A 23,385-nucleotide genomic window follows, 5' to 3' on the forward strand; every position below is an offset into this window, starting at 1 on the left:
CCGGGGAGAATTGCGGGTGATGAACGTACATGGACCCGCCGCGGTGCTCTTCGACATGGACGGCACGCTGGTGGACAGCGAGAAGGTGTGGGAGATCGCGCTGCACGAGCTCGCGGCCTGGGCGGGCGGCACGCTCTCCCCGCGGGCCCGGGCGGCCATGGTCGGCGGCAGCATGGCGAGCAGCATGAAGGTCTTCCGCGAGGACCTCGGTCAGCCGGACCGTCCCGAGGAGCCGGACGTGAAGTGGCTGACCTCCCGCGTCTTCAACCTCTTCCGCGAGGGCCTGGTCTGGCGCCCCGGCGCGGCCGAGCTGCTGCGCGCGGTCAAGCGGGCCGGGCTGCCGACGGCCCTGGTCACCTCGACCGGCCGCCTGCTGGTGGAGGCCGCGCTCGACACCCTGGGTCGCGAGAACTTCGACGTGGTCGTCTGCGGCGACGAGGTCACCATGCCCAAACCCGACCCCGAGCCCTACCGTACGGCCGCCGCCCTGCTCGGCGTCCCGATCGAGCGCTGCGTGGCGATCGAGGACTCGCCCACCGGCGTGGCCAGCGCCGTGGCCTCGGGCGCCGTGGTGCTGGCCGTCCCCGCCGAGCTCGAGCTCCCCGCGACCGACGGGGTCCACCTCCGGCGATCGCTCGTCGGCGTGGACCCCGCCTACCTGGCCAACCTCCTCGTCAGCCAGCACCTCCTGCCGTCCGACCGCTGACGGTCAGTCGACCGCGATGGCCGTCAGCACGTTGAGCCGGGCGGCCTTGATCGACGGCAGCACCGCCGCCAGCACGCCGACCAGGGCGGCCAGCACCAGGTAGGTGGCCATCCCGCCCCACGGCAGCACCAGCTTGGTGACGCCGTCGTCGTGCAGGGCGCGGACCACGGCCGCGCCCAGGCCCGAGCCGACCACGACGCCGAGCAGGGCGCCGAAGACCGAGATGACCACGGCCTCGACCGTCACCATCCGCATCGTCTGGGCCCGGCTCAGCCCGACCGCCCGCAGCAGGCCTAGCTCGCGGGTCCGCTCCAGCACCGACAGCGCCAGCGTGTTCACCACGCCGAGCACCGCGATCAGGATGGCCAGCGCCAGCAGCACCTGCACCATCGTGATGATCGTGTCGAACGTGGCCAGCTGGTCCTGCACGAACGTGGTGCGGTCGGTGGCCGAGACCTCGGGGCTGTCCGCCACCAGGGCCTTCATCTCCGGCAGCACCTGGGCCACGGTCGCGCCCTCGGTCAGCCGCACGAAGCCGATGACCGGCTGCGGGATGCCGAAGTCCTTGGTCGCGGCCGCCGGCAGCAGGTAGGTCGCCGGCAACGCTTGCTCGTCATAGGTGGCGACCAGCGTGTACCGGTGCGGGTCGCCGCGGGACAGCTGCACGGTGTGCGTGCTGCCGACCGCCCAGCCCTTGTCCTTCGCCTCCTGGGTGCTCATGACGAGCTGGTCGTCCTTGAGCGTGGCCAGCTGCGGGCCGCCGTACGCGTCGGTCAGCTTGGCCAGGTCGTCGGTCGCCGAGACGTAGTCCAGCTTCCCGTCGATCTGGGCCTGGTCCTGCCAGAGGCCGGCCGCCGAGCGGACGCCGGTGGTCTTGCGGGCCTCGTCGAGAACGGCCTCGTCGAAGGTCGGCGGACGCGGGCCGTTCTGGTCGGCGCCGATCACGATCTCGGCCTTGACCGTGTCCTCGGCCTGCGCGGCGAGGCTGGTCTTGGCCGAGTTCATCACCACGGTGACGCCGGTGACCAGCGCGATGCCGACCATCAGGGCGGCCGCGGTGATCGCCGTACGGCGCGGGTTGCGACCGGAGTTGAGCCGGCCCAGCCGCCCCGGCACCGACCACGAGAACAGCCGGCCCAGCAGCGACACCACCGGCCGTGAGATCAGCGGGGTCAGCAGCGCCACGCCGACGAAGCTGACCAGCACGCCGCCCAGGATCAGCCAGAGCGAGCTGGAGGTCGACCCGTACAGGCCGATCGCCAGCACCGTCGCGCCGGCCGCGCCGACCACGGCGCCGGTGACGCTCACCTTGGTGAGCGGCCGGTCGGGCGTGGCCACGTCCTGCATGGCCGCGATCGGCGCGATCCGCGAGGCCCGCAGCGCGGGCAGCACGGCCGCGACCACGGTGACCACGACGCCGACGATCAGCGAGCTGAGCACGGCGGCGAGCGGCACCCCGACCGACGCCAGTTCCAGCCCGTCGGCGAACGTCGTGAACAGGTAACCGAGCCCCGCACCGACGCCGATGCCGGCCGCGAGACCGATGCCGGCCGCGAGCAGGCCGATCACCACGGCCTCGAGCAGCACCGAGCCGATCACCTGACGCCGGCTCGCGCCCAGCGCCCGCATCATCGCGAGCTCCCGGGTGCGCTGGGCCACGATGATCGAGAACGTGTTGAGGATCAGGAAGACGCCGACGAACAGGGCCACGCCGGCGAAGCCCAGCAAGATCTTGTTGAAGAACGCGAGGGCCTGCTTGAGGCTGTCCGAGCTGTCGGCGGCCAGCTGGTCGCCGGTCTTGACCACGTAGCCGTCGCCGAGGCCGGCCGCGATCCGGTCGCGTACGGCCTCATCGGTGTCGCCGTTCGCGGTCTTCACGTTGATCATCGAGTACTCGCCGGTCTTGCCGAGCATCAGCTTCTGCGCCACCGGCGTGGTGAACGCGACCTCCTGGGCGCCGCCGATGCTGTCCTTGTTGCCCGGGTAGCCCCAGATGCCGACCAGCGTGAACGTCTTCTTCGGCGCGAGGGTGAGCACGCCCACCTTGTCGCCGATGTGGATGCCGGCCGCCTTGGCGACGGCGGCGTTCACCGCGATCTCGTCGTCGGCGGCCGGTCCGCGCCCTTCCCGGAGCTTGACCTGGTCGTCCTCGCCGAGCCAGTTGTTGCCGAGCCGCGGCGGGCCGTAGCTCTTCACCACCTTGCCGTCCGAGCCGATCACCCGCGCGCCGTCGGCGCTGACCATGCCGACCGCGTCGCGTACACCGGGAACGCTTTTGACGTGATCGACGACCGACGCGGGGAGCGGGGTGTCGACCTGCTCGCCCTCCATCTCGGAGACCGCGATCTTGGGCTTGGCCGTCACGGCGACGTCCGTCCCCGCGTACGCGCTCGCGAAGACCTGGTCGAACGAGCGGCCGAGGGTGTCGGTCACCACGAACGCGCCGGCCACGAACATCACGCCGAGCACCACGGCCAGGCCGGAGAGCACGAGCCGCAGCTTGCGGCCGAGCAGACTCTTGAGCGTCGCGCGCAGCATCAGACCAGCACTTCCCGCGTGTTGTTCATGGCCTCGAGCACGGTCTCCGGCGTCGGGCGGTCGAGCTCCTGCACGATCGCGCCGTCGGCCAGGAAGACCACCCGGTCGGTGTAGCTGGCCGCCACCGGGTCGTGCGTGACCATGACGATGGTCTGCCCGTGCTCGCGCACGCTGTTGCGCAGGAACGACAGCACCTCGGCCCCCGACTTGGAGTCGAGGTTGCCGGTCGGCTCGTCGGCGAAGACGACGTCGGGGCGGCCGACGAGCGCCCGCGCGCACGCCACCCGCTGCTGCTGGCCGCCGGAGAGCTGGCTCGGCCGGTGGCTCAGCCGGTCCTGGAGGCCGACCGTCGAGATCACCGTGTCCCACCACTGCGGGTCGGGCTTCTTGCCGGCGATGTCGAGCGGGAGCCGGATGTTCTCCGCCGCGGTCAGCGTGGGCAGCAGGTTGAACTGCTGGAAGATGAAGCCGACCCGGTCGCGCCGCAGCCGGGTCAGCGCCTTGTCGCCGAGCCCCGAGACCTCGGTGCCGCCGATGTGCACCGTGCCGCGGGTGACCGTGTCGAGACCCGCCAGGCAGTGCATGAGCGTGGACTTGCCGCTGCCGGACGGGCCCATGATGGCCGTGAACCGGGCCTTGCCGAAGCTCGCGCTCACCCCGCGAAGCGCGACCACGCGGTTTTCCCCGTTGCCGTAGACCTTCCATACCTCTTCGGCGCGTGCCGCCACCGGCTCGACCGCCTTGGTCCCGATCATCGTGCCCCCTCGATTCTTCTCGTGCGGCGCCGCCCCCGTCTTGGCCGGGCCGTCCGAGGCTCTGGTCCGGCCGGGAGCGGTGATCGCTCCCGGGCCGGCAGGGACCAGTGTTTCGGCGATCGGCGTCCGGGGCGTCCGCCCACGGTCGGAGCGTGACGCGGAGATTTGTGTACGGGGAGCACCCGAGGCGGCCTCAGGGACGACCCTGAGATGTCAAAGTGACGGCGTCATGACACTTGACTGACGTCATAAGTGACGTCATAGTGGTGACATGGACCTGACGCCGTACCTCGAGACCCTCCGGGCCGACCTAGCCGCGGCCGCCGCGCCGGGCGGGCCGGAGACCACCCGCGCCGCCGAGCTTCTCGGCTATTCCCTCGAGTCATCGGCCCGGCTGGCGCTGCTCGAGGCGCTCTCCGACGCCGCCGCCGAGATCACCACCCGGTTGTCCGACGCGAGCGTCGAGGTGCGGCTGCGTGGCCGCGAGGCCGACCTCGTGGTCAACCAGGTGGTGGCCGAAGGGCCGGTTTCGCCGGCGCCCGAGGACCAGCCCGCGCCGCCGATCGACGGAGGCGACCTCACACGGCTGACCCTTCGGATGCCCGAGGCCCTGAAGACCCACGTCGAGCAGGTGGCCGCCGCCGAGGGCATCTCGGTCAACGCGTGGCTGGTGCGCGCGGTGACCGCGGCGGTCCGCTTTCCCTCCGGGCCGCCCGTGGCCCGCCCCGGCAAGTCCGGCAAGTCGCTCAAGGGCTATTTCCAGGCCTGACCTCTGAAAAGGAGACCCTCATGTACGAGTTCGACCGCTCCACTCCCGTCACTCTTGTCCTGCGCGCCCACTCCGGCGTCGTCGACGTGATCGCCGAGGACCGCGTCTCGATCCAGGTCGACGTGCAGCCGATGAGCGGCGGCGACTCCGGCGTCGAGGCCGCGAAGAACACCCGCGTGGTGCTCGAGGACGACACGCTGCTCGTCCAGGTGCCCGGCAGCGAGTACTGGAGCTGGCGGCGGACCCCGAAACTGCGGATCACCGCCCGGGTGCCGGCCGGCAGCTCGCTGGCGGGAAAGACGGCCTCGGCGGACGTACGCGCGGCCGGCGTCTTCGACACGGTGACGCTCGACGTGGCCTCGGCCGACGTCGACCTCGGCGAGACGACCGGCGACGTCACCGTGGAGTCGGCCAGCGGCGACCTGACCGCGCGCCGGATCGGCGGCTCGCTGCGCGCCAAGACCGCGTCCGGCGACATGCGCATCGGTGACGTCACCGGTGACGTCAGCACGGACACCGCGTCCGGCGACATCCGCACCGGCGCCATCGGCGGCTCGCTCCGGGCCGGCACCGCGTCGGGCGACATCGAGATCGGCTCGCTGCACCAGGGGCAGGCCGACATCCACTCCGCCTCCGGCGACATCACCGTCGGCGTCACGGCCGGTTCCGCGGTCTGGATGGACCTGAACACGGCCTCCGGCAAGTCCGTCACCGACCTCGCCTCCCAGGGCGACGTCCCGCCCTCCGACAACCCCGTCACCCTCGAGCTGAAGATCCGCACCGCGAGCGGCGACATCCGCGTCCGCCGCGCCGCCACCCGAAAGGCAGCAGCCTGATGCTTCCCGACAACCGCCTGGGCCTCGAGTCCGCCGCACACGGCATCCGCAATCGCCTGTTCGCCCGCGCCACCAAGGCCCGGGGTGGCCGGTTCGCCCCGGTCGAGTGGCCCCGGAGCCGGGGCCCGTCCCCCAACCCCCAACGCCACTGATCCGACGGCCCGGGTTCGCCCGGGCCGTCGGCGTGCGCCGCTATCCACAACGGCCGGCTGTCCACAGGCTGCCGGGCGCTCCCACACACGGGGGCGATTTTCCCGCGATAATGGCCTGCGGGGGCTTCCCCCAGTGGCGGGTGGGCTGACGGCGGGTGGGCTGACGCCGGGCGGGCTCATGGCGGGCGGGCTCACGCCGGGCGGGCTCACGCCGGGCGGGCTCATGGCGGGCGGGCTCACGCCGGGCGGGCTCACGCCGGGCGGGCCAACGGCAGGTGGCCTGACGGCCCCATCACGCCGGGGCGTGGTGAATTCGGCCGAACGAGTCGACCGGCGGCGACCATTCACCTGAATTTGGCATGATCGAATACTGATGTGGCCAAGTAATTCTGCGGGACAATAATGGCATGCGACAGATGCAGTTGTTCCCGGCGGCAGAATTGGCTGCAATGCGTGACCGAAATGCATCTCGTCGCCGTTCTCCGCAGGCCGACGATTTCCGGCGTGAGCACGAGCGGCACCGTGCTTGGGGATTGGTTCGGAGGCATGCCGAGCGACTGGCTCGTGCGCGAGGTCGGGCCGCGCGGTGCTCGGTTGAGCAGCGCCCGGCCGAGCGGCGGGAGGTTGCGTGCCCGGTTGAACAGCGTCGGGCCGAGCGGCGGGAGGCGGAGCAGCCGGTCGAGCAGCGGCGGGCCGAGCGGCGGGTGGTCGGGTGTCAGGCCGTTCCGCAGGTGGGGCATCAGCTCGATCAGCGCCGAGCCGGGCAACAGGAGGTGGAGCGTCAGGTCGAGCAGCTGCGGGCCGAGCAGCAGGGGGCGGAGCGTCAAGCCGAGTGGCACCAGGCCCGGGAGTGGGTGGCGGAGCGTCAGGCCGAGCAGCGGGGGGCGGAGCGTCAGGCCGGGCGGCGTCGAGCCGGGCGGCGGCCGCTAGAGCGCCATGCCGAGCAGCGCCGAATTGGGCAAGGTCAGGTGGCGGCCCGCTCGACGGTCATCAAAGACGCTGTGGCCGATCGAAGCTCATCCGGGGCTCCCGCGGGCGCGGACAAAGTCGGCGATACGCGGTGCGTGCCGGCGAGAAAGCGCGTCCGCAATTGTTGGGTCGGCGGAAATGGGCAATGGCCGGAATTGGGCGGGTGGTCGCTTGAAATGGTGGGCTGGTGCTCATTGCCGAATTTCGGATTGGTACGTCGGCACGTGCGCGCTCGGCAGCGAGTCGATCAAGCGCGCCGTCCGCGTACAAGTCACCGGCCGCGCCCAGATCCCGCCCAGCGCCGCCCCGCTGCCGGGCGGGCTCACGTGCCGGGCGGGCTCACGGCGCCAGGCGGGCTCACGTGCCGGGCGGGCTCACGGCGCCGGGCCGGCTCACGGCGCCGGGCTGGCTCACCGCGCTGGGCGGGCTCACCGCGCTGGGCGGGCTCACCGCGCTGGGCGGGCTCACCGCGCTGGGCGGGCTCACCGCGCTGGGCGGGCTCACCGCGCCGGGCCGGATCACGGCGCCGGGTGGGCTCACGCGCCGGGCTTGACCAGGCCCGTCTCGTAGGCGAGGACGACGGCCTGGGTGCGGTCGCGCAGCCGCAGCTTGGTCAGGACGTGGCCCACGTGCGTCTTGATGGTCGTCTCGCTGACCTGCAGGGCCTCGGCGATCTCGGCGTTCGAGTGGCCGCGCGCCACGTGGACGAGGACCTCGCGCTCGCGGTCGGTCAGGGCGTCCAGCTTGGACGTTGTTGTCGTCTCCGGTGCGGGCAGCGCCTCGGCCACCCGGGTCAGGATGCGGGCCAGCACCGCCGGGGTGATGACCGCGCCGCCGGTCGCCACCGCGTGGATCGCGGCGATCACGTCGAGCGGCGGGGCGTCCTTGCGCAGGAAGCCGGCCGCCCCGGCGGCGATCGCGCCCAGCACCTGCTCATCGCCGTCGTCGTCGGTCAGGATCAGCACGCGCACCGGCAGCCCGGCCCCGGTCACGGCCCGGGCCACCGCGAGGCCGTCGAGCCGGGGCAGCGGAATCTCGGCGATCAGCACATCGGGCAGCAGCCGCCGGGCGAGCTCGACCGCCTCGGCGCCGTCCCCGGTCTCGGCGGCGACGACGATCTCGGGCCCGCCGTCGAGGTCCGTGGCGGTGAGCACCATGCGCAGGCCGGATCGGTGCATCGGCGCGGGGTCGGCCAGCAGGACGCGCAGAGGCCGCCCGGTCGTTGTCCCCGCCACCCGCACCCCCACGGTCGCCCCCGAATCCTGGGGGTCACCCTAGGCGATCGCCGCCGCCGGCGGGTTCGCCAGCTCGGGCGGCCGTCGGCGACGGGTTCGTCAGCCCAGGCGGTCGTCGTCGGCGGGGGAGAGGTCGATGCGCACGACCTCGCCGGTCGGGAACGGGGGCGGGGTGCCGCCGAACTCGGGGCACAGCGCCTGATGGCTGCACCACCCGCACAACCGGCTCGGTTTCGGGCGGAAATCCTGCTCGCGCTTGGCCCGCTCGATCGCCTCGGACAGCGCGACCAGGGTGCGCTCGAAACGCTCCAGCTCATCGGGATCGGGGCTGTAGTCGCAGACCTCGGCGTCCTTCAGATAGAGCAGGCGCAGCACGCGCGGCACCACGCCGCGGGTGCGCCACAGGACCAGCGCGTAGAACTTGAGCTGGAACAGGGCGCGGCCCTCGAACGCCTCGCGCGGCGCGCCGCCGGTCTTGTAGTCGACGACGCGCAGGTCGCCGGCCGGTGACACGTCGAGGCGGTCGATGTAGCCGCGGATCAGCAGCGTGTCGTCGACCAGGGTGGAGATCAGGGTCTCGCGCTCGGCCGGCTCGAGGCGCTGCGGGTCCTCCACCGCGAAATAGCCGTCGAGCAGGGCCGTGGCGCTGGACAGGAAGGCGGCCAGCCGCGCGGCCTCGTCGGCGGCCGGCACGTCGATCAGCGCGCCCTGGCCGGCGGCGTCGGCCTCGGCGGCGACGGCGGCAGGGTCGGACGAGCGGGAGGCGGCGACGACGGCGAAGATCTCCGACAAGGACGGTTCAGCGGAGAGCAGCGCCTCCCACGCGGGGGCCACGAGCGCGGCCGCGGCGGCCGGGGTGCGCTCGGCGGCCGGCAGGTCGAACAGGCGCTCCAGCACGGCGTGCACGAGCGTGCCGCGGGCCTGGTCGGCGGAGGGCTGCTCGGGCAGCTTGTCGATGGTGCGGAAGCGGAACAGCAACGGGCAGGTCTTGAAGTCGGCCGCACGCGACGGCGACAACGAGGGACCGGCGTGGGGATCGCCGGCGGGGAGCGGGGAGACCGTCTGTGCCGTCATGTCAGAAAGGCTAGGGCAGGGGTACGACGAAATCGCGTGACGACCCCGCGGCGGCGACTCCGTAGCATCGTGCGGGTGGAGCAGAGCACACCGCAGCCTCGTCGCGCCGGCCGCCCGGGTCGGGTGGTGGGCCGCGTGCTGGGCATCCCCGTCTTCGTGAACGGGTCGATGCTGATCCTGGCGGCGCTCGTCATCCTCGTGTACCGCAACTACGTCCGCTCCGAGCTTGGCCTCGTCGACCCGCTCGGCTACCTGGTCGGCCTCGGTTTCGTGGCGTGCCTGCTGGGCTCGGTGCTGCTGCACGAGCTCGGCCACGCGCTGACCGCCCGCCGCTTCGGCATCGGCGTGCGCGGCATCACCCTCGAACTGCTCGGCGGCTGGACCGAGATGGACCGGGACGCGCCGAGCCCGCGGATCGACGCGCTGGTCAGCCTGGCCGGGCCGGCCGTCTCGCTGGTGCTCGGCGGCATCGCCACCGCCGCGGCGGTGGCGATCCCCGACCGTACGGCCGCCGGCCAGATCGCCTTCCAGCTGGCCGCCAGCAACGTGCTCGTCGCGATCTTCAACGTGCTGCCGGGGCTGCCGCTCGACGGCGGCCGGGCGCTGCGGGCCGGCCTGTGGGCGCTGATCAAGGACCGCAACCGGGCCACCGAGGCCGCCGCCTGGTCCGGCCGCATCCTCGCCTTCGTCTGCATGCTGATCGCCCTCTGGCTCTACCGGCTGGAGACGCTCACCCTGTTCGGCCTGCTCTTCGTGCTGCTCGTGGTCTTCACCCTGTGGCAGGGCGCCGGCCAGTCGATCCGCCTCGCCCGGATGACCCGCCGCTTCCCGCTCGTCGACCTGGCCCGGCTGGCCCGCCCGCTGCTCACCGTCCCGGCCGGCACCCCGCTCGGCGAGGCCCAGCGGCGCCGCTCCGAGGACCCGAGGCCGAACGTGGTGCTCGCCGTCACCGACTCGGCCGGTAATCTCACCGCACTGGTCGACCCGGTCGCCGCCGAGCGCGTCCCGGTCGACCGTCGCCCGTGGGTGGCCGTCGACACCGTGTCCCGGTCGCGCGCCGCGGTGCCCGCGCTGGCGCTCGGGCTCACCGGGGAGCAGGTGGTCCGCGCGCTGCAGGCCCACCCGGCCGCTCAGTACGTGGTCACCGCGGGCGAAGGCGAGGACGTGGTGGGCGTCCTGCGCGTCGGCGACGTCGCCGAGGTGCTGGAGCCCCGCCGCGCCCGGGCAAGACGACCGTGAAACGCAACCAGAGAGAAACACGTGACAACTCCGATGGCCACCGGACCGTTCCGCGAGGGTGATCGCGTCCAGCTCACCGATCCCAAGGGCCGGATGCACACCATCGTGCTGGAACCGGGCAAGTCGTACCACACCCACCGCGGCGCCCTCGAGCACGACGACCTGATCGGCCTGCCCGAGGGCAGCGTGGTCACCTCCGCCGGCGGGACGGCGTACCTGGCGCTGCGCCCGCTGCTGTCGGACTACGTGCTGTCCATGCCCCGCGGCGCCCAGGTGATCTACCCGAAGGACGCGGCGCAGATCGTGGCCATGGGCGACATCTTCCCCGGCGCCAAGGTCCTCGAGGCCGGCGTCGGCTCGGGCGCGCTGACCTGCTCGCTGCTGCGCGCGGTGGGTGAGCACGGCGAGCTGCACTCGTACGAGCTGCGGGAGGACTTCGCGGCGATCGCCCGTAAGAACGTCGAGGCGTTCCTCGGCGGCCCGCAGAAGGCCTGGAACCTGCGCATCGGGGACGTGGCGAGCAACACCGAGACCGGTTTCGACCGGATCGTCCTCGACATGCTGACCCCGTGGGAGGCCCTCGACATGGTCGAGCGGTCGATCGTGCCCGGCGGCGTCTTCGTCGGGTACGTGGCCACCACGCCCCAGCTATCCGAGCTGGTCGAGGCCCTGCGCGAGCGGGGTGGCTGGACCGAGCCGCGGGCCTGGGAGTCGCTGGTCCGCGACTGGCACGCCGAGGGCCTCGCCGTCCGCCCCGACCACCGGATGATCGCGCACACCGCGTTCCTGGTCTCCGCCCGCAAGCTCGCGCCCGGCGTCAACGCGCCGCCGCGCCGGCGCAAACCGAGCAAGGGCGCCGAGGCGTACGCGTTGAAGCGCGCGGCCCAGGCGGCGCTGGCGGCCGCGGGCGGTCACTCGGCGGAGCCGAACCCGGCCGAAAAAACGACGGAAAAAGCCGAAACGGACGACTAGAAACGGACGAAACGGATCGACAAACGTTACCCGGCCGAGCGATGTGACTACGGCCGGTCCGGTCGGGTAGCTTCCTGTGGGGCGACGCAAGCGGACGGGAGGATCGGGTGGGCGCGATGAGTTCTCCGCCGTTCGGTGGCAGCAACGAGATGCCGGCGGTCTTCCCGGACTGGTCGCCGTACCAGGATCTCGACTCCGCCGCCCGTGCCTACCTGCGTGACCCCGAGGTGGCGCTGGAGGCGCTCTTCGGGGTCCTGCGCGGCGCGTCGGTGCTGAGCTTCACCCTCGAGCGCTTCGTCAACGAGGTGAACGGCGTGTGGCAGGAGGTCGTCATCTGCGACGGCAGCCGCCTCGTGCTCTGGCACGGCGAGGACGTCGCGCCCGGCGACGGCCCGGTCGGCTCGATGACCAGCTCGCTGCGCGTGGTGCCGCTTTCGACGGTGACCGAGGTGGGCTGCCGGCGGCGGCTCACCCGCACGTCCAACGGGCAGGCCCGGGTCGACAGCATCGACGTCTACCTGCTGCTCAGCTCGATCGACGACGCCGTTCCGCCGCCCGGCATGGACGAGGCCGAGGGCCGCACGGCGCTGCGGCACGACGCGCTGCGCTTCGGCAAGACCCTCGACGACGGCGGCCCCGGGCAGATCGCCCGGCTCGAGGACTTCTCCCGGGTTGTGGCCTCGCTGGTGGGACGACCCACTCTTTAAACCTTTGTGTGCCTCTGTTTCCGGGGTGTGACATTTTCCGCGGGCGCGGTGGCGCCCGGCACCGGGTGGTGCGCGGAAAACGCGTACCGGAAGAGGGGTTTGTCAGTCCGCGTCCGGACCGGCGACCTCGACCTCGTCCGAGGAGCGCACGACGTGGATGCAGTCGCCCGGGCACTCCTTGGCGGCGTCGATCACCTCGAGCCGCAGATGGGCCGGCACCCCGGTGCGCACGCCGGGGGATTGCAGCAGCTCACCCTGGTGATCCTTGACATACGCGAGCCCGTCGATGTCGAACTCGAAGACCTCCGGCGCGTACTGCACGCACAGCCCGTCACCCGTGCAGAGGTCCTGATCCACCCAGACCTGCAGCTCGTCCGTACCGGTCTGCGTCGACACCTCGTACCTCCCACGTATAGCCCCACCCGACGGTACCGGATGGCTCCGACAACTAACTTGCGGCCACTGGCTGAATGGATCAAGACTCGGTGACGAGGGTGTTGCATGGGTCGAAATCCGGGCCGCAGCAGCTAGTGTTATCGCAAGACGTTCGAGCCCCCGGGGAGGTGGGACGTGGCACGTAGCGACGAAGCGGATTCACGCGCCGCACGTTGGGAGAAAGAGGCCAACGATCTCTCCAGCCAGGTTGCGTTCCTGCAAGAGGAACTCGCGCTGGTTCGGCGAAAGTTGACCGAAAGCCCACGACACGTCCGGCAGCTCGAGGAACGGCTCGCGGCAACGCAGGCGCAGCTGGCCCGAGTGACCGAGAACAACGACCGGCTCGTGGCGACCCTCAAGGAAGCCCGGGCCCAGATCGTCACTCTCAAGGAAGAGATTGACCGGCTCGCCCAGCCGCCCAGCGGCTACGGCGTATTCCTGTCCGCACACGAGGACGGCACCGTCGATGTCTTCACCGGCGGCCGCAAGCTCCGGGTGGCGGTCTCACCGTCGCTCGAGGTCGAGGAGCTGCAACGGGGTCAGGAAGTCCTGCTCAACGACGCCCTCAACGTCGTCGACGCGTTCGGGTTCGAGCGCTCCGGCGAGGTGGTCACCCTCAAGGAGGTGCTCGCCGGACCGACCGGCGAGCCGGGTGACCGGGCACTGGTCGTCTCGCACGCCGACGAGGAGCGCATCGTCTTCCTCGCCGACTCGCTCGACACGACGAAGCTGCGCGCGGGCGACTCGCTGATGATCGAGCCGCGCTCGGCGTACGCGTACGAGCGCATCCCGAAGAGCGAGGTGGAGGAGCTCGTCCTGGAGGAGGTCCCCGACGTCGACTACACCGACATCGGCGGCCTGCACAGCCAGATCGAGCAGATCCGCGACGCGGTCGAGCTGCCGTTCCTGCACGCCGACCTGTTCCGGGAGCACCAGCTGCGCCCGCCGAAGGGCATCCTGCTTTACGGCCCGCCCGGCTGCGGCAAGACCCTGATCGCGAAGGCGGTGGCCAACTCCCTGGCCAAGAAGATCGCCGAGCGGCGTGGTGAGGAGAAGCACACCAGCTACTTCCTCAACATCAAGGGCCCGGAGCTGCTCAACAAGTACGTGGGCGAGACCGAGCGGCACATCCGCCTGGTCTTCCAGCGGGCGCGGGAGAAGGCCGGCGAGGGCACTCCGGTGATCGTGTTCTTCGACGAGATGGACTCGATCTTCCGGACTCGTGGCTCGGGCGTCTCCAGCGACGTGGAGAACACGATCGTTCCCCAGCTCCTCAGCGAGATCGACGGCGTCGAGGGCCTGGAGAACGTCATCGTCATCGGCGCATCGAACCGGGAAGACATGATCGACCCGGCGATCCTGCGCCCCGGCCGGCTCGACGTGAAGATCAAGATCGAGCGGCCGGACGCCGAGGCGGCCAAGGACATCTTCGGCAAGTACATCCTGGCCGGCCTGCCGCTGTCCGCCGACGACCTGATCGAGCACGGCAACGACCGGGACGTCACGGTGGCCGCGATGATCGAGGCGGTCGTCCTCCGGATGTACACGGAGAGCGAGGAGAACCGCTTCCTGGAGGTCACCTACGCCAACGGTGACAAGGAGGTCCTGTACTTCAAGGACTTCAACTCCGGCGCGATGATCCAGAACATCGTGGACCGCGGCAAGAAGATGGCGATCAAGGAGTTCCTCACCTCCGGCAAGAAGGGGCTGCGCCTGCAGCACCTGCTGGACTCGTGCGTCGACGAGTTCCGGGAGAACGAGGACCTGCCCAACACCACCAACCCCGACGACTGGGCCCGCATCTCCGGCAAGAAGGGCGAGCGGATCGTCTACATCCGCACGCTCGTCTCCGGCGGCAAGGGCGCCGAGGCCGGCCGGTCCATCGAGACCGCGAGCAACACCGGTCAGTACCTGTAAACAGATCGATCGGACGCGGGCGGAGGGTCACCCTCCGCCCGCGTTCTCGTTCTACAAGGCGTGACAAGCCCAGCACCCGTACGCCTGGCGTGGCTGGACGCGCTGCGCGGGTACGCCGCCCTGGTCGTCGTCTGCTTCCACCTGAGCCCGCGGGTGATCGGCGCCGACCGGCATCTCGCGATCTTCCGCCACCTCGACTTCGGCAAGTACGGCGTGCTGCTGTTCTTCCTGGTGTCCGGCTACGTCATCCCGATGTCCCTGGAGCGCCACGGCAGCCTGCGCAAGTTCTGGATCGGCCGGATATTCCGCATCTATCCGGCGTACCTGTTCGCCATCGCGGTCGTGGTGGTGGTCAGCGCGGCGGGCTGGCTCGCCTGGCAGCCGTCCCTGCGGCACGAGACGGTCACCAGCGTCCTGGCGCACGCGACGATGATGCCCGACCTGGTCGGCCACCGCGGAGCCGTCCGCGTCTTCTGGACCCTCTCCTACGAGATGACGTTCTATCTGATCGTCTCGGGCCTGTTCGTCTGGCGGCTGCACCGGCTCAGCGCGTGGTGGGCGCCGGCGCTCGGGCTGGCCGCCCTCGTCCTCGGCCGGGCGCTGCCGAACGACCTGCTGGGCGCCACGTTCGGGGAGCGGCGGCTCACGGCCGCCCTGCTCGCGGTGATCATCGGGCTGAGCATTCTCGCGTACGTCCGGGACCGTCTCGTGGCCGTCGCGGGCGCCGCCGGGGTGGCCTTCGTCCTGCTGCCCGCGGTCAACGGGCACGCCACCTCCGACAGCACCGTCATCTCGTCCTGGCAGGGCGTGCTGCTGCTGGCGGTCATGTTCGCCGGCACGGTGGTCTACCGGTGGCAGCACGGCCAGATCGGCGGACGGGCGGCGGCCCTCTCGCTGACGGTGGTGGCGCTGAGCGTAATCGGTGCGCATTGGACACACCTCGGCGGTACGGGCGCCGCGCTGCGCCTGTGGGCGGCCAACACCGGCGCCGTGGCCGTCACCTTCGGGTTTGCCTACGCCATGCGAAATCGGACTGTGCCGGCGCCGCTCTCCTGGCTGGGCCGGATCAGCTACTCGCTCTACCTGCTGCACGTGGTGGTGCTCTACGTGATCGCCCGCGCGTTCCCGGATTTCGGGACGGGTCCCCTTCCGGTACGCGTGGCGACCGGGCTGGGGTACCTGATCGTCGCTCTGCTGGTGGCCTGGATCGCGTACCGGATGGTGGAAATGCCGGGCCAGGCACTCGGCCGCAAGCTGACCGCGCGCCTCGTGCCGCCGCCGCTTTTGACCACGCAGCGTGCCAAGCCGGGCGCGGGGCGGGGCGAGAACGCGAGGCAGAGCGTCTAGGCTCGATACATGAGCAGCAGCGTGGTCGGCGGGATGGTGGTCGCATGAGCGTTCGACGGATCATGGGTACCGAGGTCGAGTACGGCATTTCGGTGCCCGGGCAGCCCGGCGCCAACCCGATGGTGACCTCCTCGCAGGTGGTCAACGCCTATGGAGCCCGCCCCGAGCTCAACCGCGGTGGCCGGGCCCGCTGGGACTACGAGGAGGAGTCGCCGCTGCGCGACGCCCGGGGGTTCACCTACTCCGGCGCCGCCTACGATCCGGCCGACGCTCTCGCCGACGAGGACCTGGGCCTCGCCAACGTGATACTGACCAACGGCGCCCGGCTCTACGTCGACCACGCGCACCCGGAGTACAGCACTCCCGAGTGCACCAACCCGCTCGACGTCGTCAAGTGGGACAAGGCCGGCGAGCGGGTGATGGCGGAGGCCTCGCGCCGCGCCGCCACCATCCCCGGCACCCACCGCATCCAGCTCTACAAGAACAACACCGACAACAAGGGCGCGTCGTACGGGTCGCACGAGAACTACCTGATGCGGCGGCAGACCCCGTTCGCCGACATCGTCGCGCACCTGACGCCGTTCTTCGTGACCCGGCAGGTGTTCACCGGCGTCGGCCGGGTCGGCATCGGCCAGGACGGCTCCGGCTCCGGCTTCCAGATCTCGTCGCGCGCCGACTTCTTCGAGGTCGAGGTCGGGCTCGAGACGACGCTGAAGCGGCCGATCATCAACACCCGCGACGAGCCGCACGCCGACGCCGACAAATACCGGCGCCTGCACGTCATCATCGGCGACGCCAACCTCTCCGAGATCGCGTCCTACCTCAAGATGGGCACGACCTCGCTCGTCCTCGCGATGATCGAGGAGAAGGTGTTCACCGGCGAGCTGGGCATCGCCGACCCGGTCAGCGAGCTCAAGTCGGTCAGCCACGACCCCGCGCTCAAGCACCTGATCCGGCTGCGCGACGGCCGCCGGCTCACCGCGCTCGACCTCCAGTGGGCCTACTACGAGCGGGCCCGCGCGTTCGTCGAGGAGCGCGCCGGCGACGACGCCGACGACCAGACGCTCGACGTGCTCGACCGCTGGGAGGACATGCTCGACAAGCTCGGGCGCGACCCGATGCTCTGCTCGGACTCGCTCGACTGGGTCGCCAAGCTGCGGCTGCTCGAGGGCTACCGCGAGCGGGAGAACCTCGGCTGGTCGTCGCCGAAGCTCCAGCTGGTCGACCTCCAGTACGCGGACGTGCGCCCCGAGAAGGGCCTCTACCACCGCCTGGTGGCCCGCGGCTCGATGAAGACCCTGCTCGAGGAGGAGGAGACCCAGCGGGCGATGTACGAGCCGCCGGACGACACCCGGGCCTACTTCCGCGGCCGCTGCCTGGCCCAGTACGCGTCCGAAGTGGTCGCGGCGAGCTGGGACTCGGTCATCTTCGACGTGGGCCGGGAGTCGCTCGTCCGGGTGCCGATGATGGAGCCGGAGCGCGGGACCAAGAAGCACGTGGGCGCTCTGTTCGACAAGTGCGAGAGCGCGAAGGACCTGCTCGAGGTGATAACGAGCCGCTGAGAAAACGCCCCGCCCGGCTGTGCCTGCAGCCGACGCCTGGTCCTCCGGACGGCGCGGAGAACCCGGGAGTGGGGGGAGCGTTTTGTCACAGGACCGAGGTAGGTTTTCAGTACCCGATGTCGTGCGAACTTCGGGTGGCGAGAAGGGGGACATCCATGGCAACCCGTGACAGTGGCGGACAGTCGCAGTCGAGCAAGAGCCGCGCGGACCAGGAGGTCGAGGACGCCACCGTAGAGGCCAACCCGGAGGTAGCCGAGCGCCACGCCGAGATCACCGAGGACGTCGACGACCTGCTGGACGAGATCGACTCCGTCCTGGAGGAGAACGCCGAGGAGTTCGTTCGTGGTTATGTGCAGAAGGGCGGCCAGTAGGGCTTTTGACCGTTTCTAGGAACGGTTTCGCCCTCAGCCGAATTCGAGAAGCTTGACGGCGTCGCCCGGATCGCCCTGAGGCGGGCAATTCGGGCAATGCCCACCGAACCTCGGGCCTACGCGCGCCGAATCGGGCAGGCTGGTCCTGCCCGTGCCCGGCGTGCGGAGGCCCGTGTTTCTTCGGCCGGAACACGTCGATCACGATCATCGCACCGGTCCGGCACGGCGGGATATTGTGCTTCAACTGCGACGGTGTCCGGGGGTTGGGCGCCGGTGCGATCACGTATCTGAAAGGAACCACGTGGCCAAGGACTTTGATCCATCCGGGCGGCTGCCCGATGTCTTCACCAACTCGGGGACGTCCTCCTTCACGCAGTTCCTGAGCCACGCGTACCCCGAGTTGCTGCCGGGGCGGCGGCCGCTGCCGCCGGGGCTGTCGGCCGACATCGCGCCGCACGGCACCACGATCGTGGCGATCGCCACCGCCGAGGGCGTGGTCATGGCGGGCGACCGCCGGGCCACGATGGGCAACCTCATCGCGAGCCGGGACATCGAGAAGGTGCACCCCGCCGACGCGTACTCGCTGATCGGCATCGCCGGCACGGCCGGCATCGGCATCGAGCTGATGCGGCTGTTCCAGGTCGAGCTCGAGCACTACGAGAAGATCGAGGGCATCATGCTGTCCCTCGACGGCAAGGCCAACCGGCTCGCCGCCATGGTGCGCGGCAACCTCGGCGCGGCCATGCAGGGCCTCGCGGTCGTGCCGCTGTTCGCCGGCTTCGACCACGCCCCGTCCGACCCGGCCCGGGCCGGGCGCATCTTCAGCTTCGACGTGGCCGGCGGCCTCTACGAGGAGACCGGGTACGACTCGATCGGCTCCGGCTCGCTGTTCGCCAAGTCCGCGCTCAAGAAGAAGTACCGGCCGGGCGTGAGCACCGACGAGGCGGTCCGGTTGGCCGTCGAGGCGCTGTACGACGCGGCCGACGACGACACCGCGACCGGCGGTCCCGACGTGACCCGCAAGATCTACCCGGTGGTCATGTCGGCCACCGCGCAGGGCAACCACCGGCTCTCCGAGGAGGAGATCTCGGCGGTGGCCGAGTCGGTCGTCGCCGGGCGCATGGAGAACCCGGGCGGCTGAGTCCCGCTCCACCACGCTTGCTCATCAGGGGAGAGAGGGAGTAGCCACCCGTGGCCATGCAGTTCTACGCATCACCCGAGCAGGTCCAGCGCGACCGTTCGGAGTACGCCCGCAAGGGCATCGCCCGCGGCCGCTCCGCCGTGGTGCTCACCTACGAGGGCGGCATCCTGCTCGTCGCCGAGAACATCACCACCCTTCGCAAGATCAGCGAGATCTACGACAAGATCGGTTTCGCGGCGGTCGGGCGGTACAACGAGTTCGAGAGCCTGCGCCGGGCCGGCGTGCGGATGGCCGACGTCAACGGCTACAGCTACGACCGGCGCGACGTCACCGGGCGCGGGCTGGCCAACGCGTTCACCCAGACGCTCGGCGCGATCTTCTCGGAGACGCAGAAGCCGTACGAGGTGGAGATCTGCATCGCGCAGGTCGGCGCCTCGCCGGAGTCCGACGAGCTGTACCGCATCACCTACGACGGCTCGGTCATGGACGAGCCCGGCTTCATGGCCATGGGCGGCCAGGCCGAGGCGATCTCCAACGTGCTGCGCGAGCGGCACGACACCACGGCCGACCTGCCGACCGCCCTGGCCCTGGCGTCCGAGGCGCTGGGCAGCGTGGGCGGCGAGAACGGCCAGACCCGCACGCTCGACGCCAAGCAGCTCGAGGTGGCGGTGCTCGACCGGCGGCGCAAGGGCCGGGCGTTCCGCCGCATCACCGGCCAGCCGCTGATCGACCTGCTGGCCGGCAGCAAGACCGTGGCCGAGAAGGACCTGGGCGACGTCGACGCGGCCCCGCCGAGCCCCGCCGAGGACAAGCCGACGGTCTCCGCGGCCCCGGTCGCCGAGCCGGTCGAGCCCGCGGCCCCGGACGACCCGGCCGAGCCCGCCGACGACGTGAACGGCGACGGTTCCTGACCGCGTGACGGCGTGATCGTCAGACGGGCGTGGCCGCGTGGCCGCGCCCGTCTTGTCGTGCCGGGCCCGCCGCCGTCTGGCGGCCGGGTGCGGTGCCCGGGGCGCGCCGTCTTCTCGCGCCGGGCGTCGTGGCTTGGCGCGCGTCGTCTTCCGGCGGGCGCGATGCTCGGGCCGCGCGGGTGCAAGGCTCGGGCCGCGCGGGCGCGGGCTTGGGGCGCGCGGGCGCGGGCTTGGGGCGCGCGGGCGCAGGCTTGAGGCGCGCGGGCGCAAGGCTTGAGGCGCGCGGGCGCAAGGCTCGGGGCCGGGTGCGGGAGGGAATCGGATGCCGGCGATCGTGCGCCTCTGGCGCTATCCGCTGAAGAGCGCCCGCGGCGAGGCGCTGACCTCGGCCCGGGTCGGTGTGACCGGGCTGGATGGGGACCGGGAGTGGGCGTGCTTCGATCCGGAGGACGGGACGCTGGGCAGCGCCAAGCATCCGCGCCGGTGGGGGCGGCTGCTGTCGGTGCGGGCCCGGCTCGGTGACGGTGGCGGCCTGGTGGTCGAGGCCGGTGGCGAGCGGTTCGCGGGCGACGCCGTCGAGAGCGCGCTGGCCCGGCATCTCGGGCGGCCGGTCCGGCTCAGCCGTGAGGTGCCGGCGAAGGCGCGCCTGCACCGGATGCTGCCACCGGTCGAGGGCATGGTGCCGGACTGGATGGCCGGCCTGCGCCCGGGCGACGACACCATATCCGATGTTTCGGGCGTCGGGCGATTTGTCGATTCCGCCCCGGTTCATGTCGTGACAACCGGCGAGCTCGCCCGCTTCGGAGACGTCGCGCCCGAGCGGTTCCGTCCCAACCTCGTCATCGAGCGGGACGAGGCGTGGGAGCCGGGGGAGGAGCTGCGCCTCGGGGACGTCGTGCTGCGGGCGATGTTTCCGACGCCGCGCTGCGTGATTCCGGGGCTCGACCACGGGCCCGGCATCGCGGCCGACACGGGCGTGCTGCGGACGCTGGCCAGGCGCTACCGGGTGGCGGTGCCGGACTTCGGGAGGGCCGCCTGCTTCGGCACGTACGCCGCGGTGGTCACGCCGGGCGAGCTCTCACTCGGCTAGCAGCGCGCGCCACCAGGTCGGGTTCTCGCGGTACCAGCGGACCGTGGCGGCCAGGCCGGCGGTGAACTCCACGCGCGGGCGCCAGCCCAGCTCGCGGCGGATCTTGTCGTCGTCGAGGGCGTGGCGGTGGTCGTCGGGCTTGCCGGTGCCGGCGAGCGGCTCGACGCGGTCCGGGCCGGCGCCGCACTCGGCCAGGATCAGCTCGAGCAGGTCGCGGTCGGCCAGCTCGACGCTGCCGCCGATGTGGTAGACCTCGCCGGGCCGGCCCTCGAGCAGGGCGAGCGCGAGGCCGCGGCAATGGTCGCCCACGTGCAGCCAGTCGCGCTCCCGGGTGCCGTCGCCGCGCAACCGGGCCGTCCGGCCGTCCAGGAGGCTCGTCACGAGCCCGGGAACGGTCTCCCCAGGGTGCTGATAGGGCCCGTAGTTGTCACCGGCACGGGTCACCACGACGGGCAGGCCGTGGGTGCGGTGGTAGGCCAGCGCCATCAGGTCGGCGCCGGCCTTGGCGGCCGCGGCGGGGGTGGTGGGGGACAGCGGCGAGCGCTCGGTCCAGGCGCCGGTGTCGATCGACCCGTACACGTCGCCGGTCGAGACGTGCAGGAAGCGCGAGATGCCGGCGTCGAGGCAGGCGGTCAGCAGGACCTCGATGCCGGTCACGTCCGAGCCGCCGCGGGAGGCCGCGAAGTGCGCCACCGCGTCGTGGCCGCGCAGGGAGGCGGCGACCACGGGCGCGTCGCCGACGTCGGCCGGCACGAAATCGAGGCGGCTGCTCTCGGCCACCGGCCCCAGGTTGGCGAAGGTCCCGGCGTACGCGATCTTGTCGAGAACCGTGACCGACACGCCCTCGAGCCCCGGCAGCCGGTCCGCCAGGACCGCCCGCACGAAGTGTGAACCGATGAAGCCGGCGCCGCCGGTGACCAAGAGGTTCATGGCCCGGCGAGTTTATCCGCCGCCCCCGCGCGGGCACCCGATCCGGTGAACCGGGCGCGACGCGTTGTGCCCGGGAATGCGCGAGTGGTGACTGCCAATGGATGCTCGATGAGGCTAGTGTTTCGTCATGGAACGGCGAATTTTCGGCCTCGAGACCGAGTACGGCGTCACGTGTACTTATCGGGGGCAGCGGCGGCTGTCACCGGACGAGGTGGCCCGCTACCTGTTCCGCCGAGTGGTGTCCTGGGGGCGCAGCAGCAACGTCTTTCTCCGCAACGGTGCCCGTCTCTACCTCGATGTCGGTTCCCATCCTGAGTACGCGACCCCCGAATGCGACTCCGTCACCGATCTGGTCGCCCACGACCGGGCCGGCGAGCGGATTCTGGAGGGTCTCCTGGTCGACGCCGAGAAGCGGCTGCACGACGAGGGGATCGCGGGGGAGATCTACCTGTTCAAGAACAACACGGACTCGGCCGGAAACTCGTACGGCTGCCATGAGAACTACCTGGTGAGCCGGCACGGTGAGTTCGGCCGGCTGGCCGACGTGCTCATCCCGTTCCTGGTCACCCGGCAGCTGATCTGCGGCGCCGGCAAGGTGCTGCAGACGCCGCGGGGCGCGGTGTTCTGCCTCTCGCAGCGCGCCGAGCACATCTGGGAGGGCGTCTCGAGCGCCACCACCCGTTCCCGGCCGATCATCAACACCCGCGACGAGCCGCACGCCGACGCCGAGCGCTACCGCCGCCTGCACGTGATCGTCGGCGACTCCAACATGAACGAGGTCACCACCCTGCTCAAGGTGGGCAGCGCCGACATCGTGCTGCGGATGATCGAGGCCGGCGTGGTGATGCGCGACCTGTCGCTGGAGAACCCGATTCGGGCCATCCGCGAGGTCAGCCACGACGTCACCGGCCGCCGCAAGATCCGCCTGGCCAACAACAAGGAGGTCAGCGCCCTCGAGATCCAGCAGGAGTACCTGGCGAAGGCGACCGAGTTCGTCGAGCGGCGCGGCGGCGACCAGACCGCCAAGCGGGTCGTCGAGCTGTGGGGCCGGGTGCTCAACGCGATCGAGAGCGGCGACCTCGACCCGGTGTCCCGCGAGATCGACTGGGTGTCGAAGTACAAGCTGATCGAGCGCTACCAGGCCAAGCACGAGATCCCGATGTCGCACCCGCGCATCGCCCAGCTCGACCTGGCCTACCACGACGTGCGCCGGGGCCGCGGCCTCTACGCGCTGATGGAGAAGCGCAAGCAGGTCGACCGGATCGCGAACGACCTGGAGATCTTCGAGGCCAAGGAGACGCCGCCGCAGACCACCCGGGCGCGGCTGCGCGGCGAGTTCATCAAGCACGCGCAGGAGAAGCGGCGCGACTTCACGGTCGACTGGGTGCACCTCAAGCTCAACGACCAGGCCCAGCGCACCGTGCTCTGCAAGGACCCCTTCCGGGCGTACGACGAGAGGGTCGAGCGCCTGATCGCCAGCATGTGAGACCGGGCTACGCTGGTCGGGCCATGACCGAGCCCGACCAGCGTGAACGCACCGCGGAAGACGTCCTCTGGGGACGGGTCCAGCGGAAGCGCGACCGCATCCGCGCGGAGATCCGGCGAAACCGCCAAGGCGGGCACAAAATCCCCACCTGGGTGCTGGCCGTAATACTCGGACTTTTCGTAATCGGCTGGGCCGTTCTGCTTCTCACCTCGTAGCAACCGTTTCTGCAACCTTCGCTGCGTC

Annotated in this window: 23 protein-coding genes; 16 read left to right on the forward strand and 7 right to left on the reverse strand. The window is 71.1% G+C overall.

Annotated elements, in window-relative coordinates; all coding sequences use genetic code 11:
• Positions 1-19: 19 nt before the first annotated feature.
• On the forward strand, positions 20-706 hold the full coding sequence (locus ACZ6TB_RS07075; RefSeq protein ID WP_465551524.1) for an HAD family hydrolase: 687 nt from the start codon (positions 20-22) through the stop codon (positions 704-706).
• Between the two features lie 3 nt (positions 707-709).
• Here ACZ6TB_RS07075 and ACZ6TB_RS07080 read toward each other — a convergent pair whose 3' ends face one another.
• Positions 710-3,244: an ABC transporter permease gene (locus ACZ6TB_RS07080; protein WP_465551526.1), complete on the reverse strand. Its 2,535-nt coding sequence runs from the start codon at positions 3,242-3,244 to the stop codon at positions 710-712.
• Positions 3,244-3,999 (reverse strand): ABC transporter ATP-binding protein, encoded by a 756-nt coding sequence (locus ACZ6TB_RS07085; protein WP_465551528.1) that lies wholly within the window; start codon positions 3,997-3,999, stop codon positions 3,244-3,246. The genes ACZ6TB_RS07080 and ACZ6TB_RS07085 overlap by 1 nt, the downstream gene beginning before the upstream one ends.
• Before the next feature lie 271 nt (positions 4,000-4,270).
• Here ACZ6TB_RS07085 and ACZ6TB_RS07090 point away from each other — a divergent pair, with 271 nt between their 5' ends.
• The gene (locus ACZ6TB_RS07090) at positions 4,271-4,768 is read left to right on the forward strand and encodes a hypothetical protein (protein WP_465551530.1); all 498 of its coding nucleotides are present in this window, start codon (positions 4,271-4,273) and stop codon (positions 4,766-4,768) included.
• Between the two features lie 20 nt (positions 4,769-4,788).
• Positions 4,789-5,604 (forward strand): DUF4097 family beta strand repeat-containing protein, encoded by an 816-nt coding sequence (locus tag ACZ6TB_RS07095; protein WP_465551532.1) that lies wholly within the window; start codon positions 4,789-4,791, stop codon positions 5,602-5,604.
• Between the two features lie 496 nt (positions 5,605-6,100).
• On the opposite strand, the gene ACZ6TB_RS07100 is transcribed toward ACZ6TB_RS07095, so the two are convergent.
• A complete protein-coding gene (locus ACZ6TB_RS07100) occupies positions 6,101-6,583 on the reverse strand; it encodes a hypothetical protein (RefSeq protein WP_465551534.1) in 483 nt (160 codons plus the stop codon).
• Between the two features lie 503 nt (positions 6,584-7,086).
• On the opposite strand from ACZ6TB_RS07100, the gene ACZ6TB_RS07105 reads away from it, so the two are divergent.
• The gene (locus tag ACZ6TB_RS07105) at positions 7,087-7,278 is read left to right on the forward strand and encodes a hypothetical protein (RefSeq protein WP_465551536.1); all 192 of its coding nucleotides are present in this window, start codon (positions 7,087-7,089) and stop codon (positions 7,276-7,278) included.
• Here the strand turns inward: ACZ6TB_RS07105 and ACZ6TB_RS07110 are convergent.
• Together ACZ6TB_RS07110 and ACZ6TB_RS07115 are read right to left on the reverse strand one after the other, a co-directional pair.
• Positions 7,262-7,960, reverse strand: coding sequence for a LuxR C-terminal-related transcriptional regulator (locus tag ACZ6TB_RS07110; protein ID WP_465551538.1), 699 nt, complete (start codon positions 7,958-7,960; stop codon positions 7,262-7,264). The two genes, ACZ6TB_RS07105 and ACZ6TB_RS07110, sit on opposite strands and share 17 nt — an antisense overlap.
• A gap of 99 nt (positions 7,961-8,059) precedes the next feature.
• Entirely contained in the window at positions 8,060-9,034 is a 975-nt protein-coding gene (locus ACZ6TB_RS07115) for a RecB family exonuclease (RefSeq protein ID WP_465551540.1), read from the reverse strand.
• 75 nt (positions 9,035-9,109) lie between these two features.
• Between ACZ6TB_RS07115 and ACZ6TB_RS07120 the strand changes: the two genes are divergently transcribed.
• From ACZ6TB_RS07120 to ACZ6TB_RS07130, 3 genes are all read left to right on the forward strand, one after another.
• The gene (locus ACZ6TB_RS07120) at positions 9,110-10,273 is read left to right on the forward strand and encodes a site-2 protease family protein (RefSeq protein WP_465551542.1); all 1,164 of its coding nucleotides are present in this window, start codon (positions 9,110-9,112) and stop codon (positions 10,271-10,273) included.
• 33 nt (positions 10,274-10,306) lie between these two features.
• Positions 10,307-11,245, forward strand: a complete 939-nt coding sequence (locus tag ACZ6TB_RS07125; RefSeq protein WP_465552517.1) for a tRNA (adenine-N1)-methyltransferase — start codon at positions 10,307-10,309, stop codon at positions 11,243-11,245.
• A 116-nt stretch (positions 11,246-11,361) separates the two neighbouring features.
• A complete protein-coding gene (locus ACZ6TB_RS07130) occupies positions 11,362-11,952 on the forward strand; it encodes a hypothetical protein (protein WP_465551544.1) in 591 nt (196 codons plus the stop codon).
• A 102-nt stretch (positions 11,953-12,054) separates the two neighbouring features.
• Here the strand turns inward: ACZ6TB_RS07130 and ACZ6TB_RS07135 are convergent, their stop codons facing one another.
• On the reverse strand, positions 12,055-12,348 hold the full coding sequence (locus ACZ6TB_RS07135; RefSeq protein WP_465551546.1) for a ferredoxin: 294 nt from the start codon (positions 12,346-12,348) through the stop codon (positions 12,055-12,057).
• A gap of 174 nt (positions 12,349-12,522) precedes the next feature.
• Between ACZ6TB_RS07135 and arc the strand changes: the two genes are divergently transcribed.
• The 7 genes from arc to ACZ6TB_RS07170 all read left to right on the forward strand — a co-directional run bounded on the left by arc (position 12,523) and on the right by ACZ6TB_RS07170 (position 20,726).
• Positions 12,523-14,304, forward strand: coding sequence for a proteasome ATPase (gene arc, locus ACZ6TB_RS07140; RefSeq protein ID WP_465551548.1), 1,782 nt, complete (start codon positions 12,523-12,525; stop codon positions 14,302-14,304).
• Between the two features lie 60 nt (positions 14,305-14,364).
• The gene (locus ACZ6TB_RS07145; protein ID WP_465551550.1) at positions 14,365-15,651 is read left to right on the forward strand and encodes an acyltransferase family protein; all 1,287 of its coding nucleotides are present in this window, start codon (positions 14,365-14,367) and stop codon (positions 15,649-15,651) included.
• A gap of 44 nt (positions 15,652-15,695) precedes the next feature.
• Complete coding sequence (dop, locus tag ACZ6TB_RS07150) at positions 15,696-17,213, forward strand: depupylase/deamidase Dop (RefSeq protein WP_465551552.1); 1,518 nt, start codon at positions 15,696-15,698, stop codon at positions 17,211-17,213.
• 155 nt (positions 17,214-17,368) lie between these two features.
• A complete protein-coding gene (locus tag ACZ6TB_RS07155) occupies positions 17,369-17,584 on the forward strand; it encodes a ubiquitin-like protein Pup (RefSeq protein ID WP_465551554.1) in 216 nt (71 codons plus the stop codon).
• 301 nt (positions 17,585-17,885) lie between these two features.
• Positions 17,886-18,725, forward strand: a complete 840-nt coding sequence (prcB, locus tag ACZ6TB_RS07160) for a proteasome subunit beta (RefSeq protein ID WP_465551556.1) — start codon at positions 17,886-17,888, stop codon at positions 18,723-18,725.
• Positions 18,726-18,775: 50 nt separating this feature from the next.
• Positions 18,776-19,636 (forward strand): proteasome subunit alpha, encoded by an 861-nt coding sequence (gene prcA, locus ACZ6TB_RS07165; protein ID WP_465551558.1) that lies wholly within the window; start codon positions 18,776-18,778, stop codon positions 19,634-19,636.
• Between the two features lie 322 nt (positions 19,637-19,958).
• Positions 19,959-20,726, forward strand: a complete 768-nt coding sequence (locus tag ACZ6TB_RS07170) for an MOSC domain-containing protein (RefSeq protein ID WP_465551560.1) — start codon at positions 19,959-19,961, stop codon at positions 20,724-20,726.
• Here the strand turns inward: ACZ6TB_RS07170 and ACZ6TB_RS07175 are convergent.
• Positions 20,715-21,656, reverse strand: a complete 942-nt coding sequence (locus ACZ6TB_RS07175) for a dTDP-glucose 4,6-dehydratase (RefSeq protein WP_465551562.1) — start codon at positions 21,654-21,656, stop codon at positions 20,715-20,717. The two genes, ACZ6TB_RS07170 and ACZ6TB_RS07175, sit on opposite strands and share 12 nt — an antisense overlap.
• Before the next feature lie 127 nt (positions 21,657-21,783).
• On the opposite strand from ACZ6TB_RS07175, the gene pafA reads away from it, so the two are divergent.
• Together pafA and ACZ6TB_RS07185 are read left to right on the forward strand one after the other, a co-directional pair.
• The gene (pafA, locus tag ACZ6TB_RS07180) at positions 21,784-23,142 is read left to right on the forward strand and encodes a Pup--protein ligase (RefSeq protein ID WP_020518589.1); all 1,359 of its coding nucleotides are present in this window, start codon (positions 21,784-21,786) and stop codon (positions 23,140-23,142) included.
• Between the two features lie 23 nt (positions 23,143-23,165).
• The gene (locus tag ACZ6TB_RS07185) at positions 23,166-23,357 is read left to right on the forward strand and encodes a hypothetical protein (protein WP_465551565.1); all 192 of its coding nucleotides are present in this window, start codon (positions 23,166-23,168) and stop codon (positions 23,355-23,357) included.
• The last annotated feature ends 28 nt before the right edge of the window (positions 23,358-23,385 follow it).

The organism is Actinoplanes sp. NPDC051537 (genome assembly GCF_055586105.1).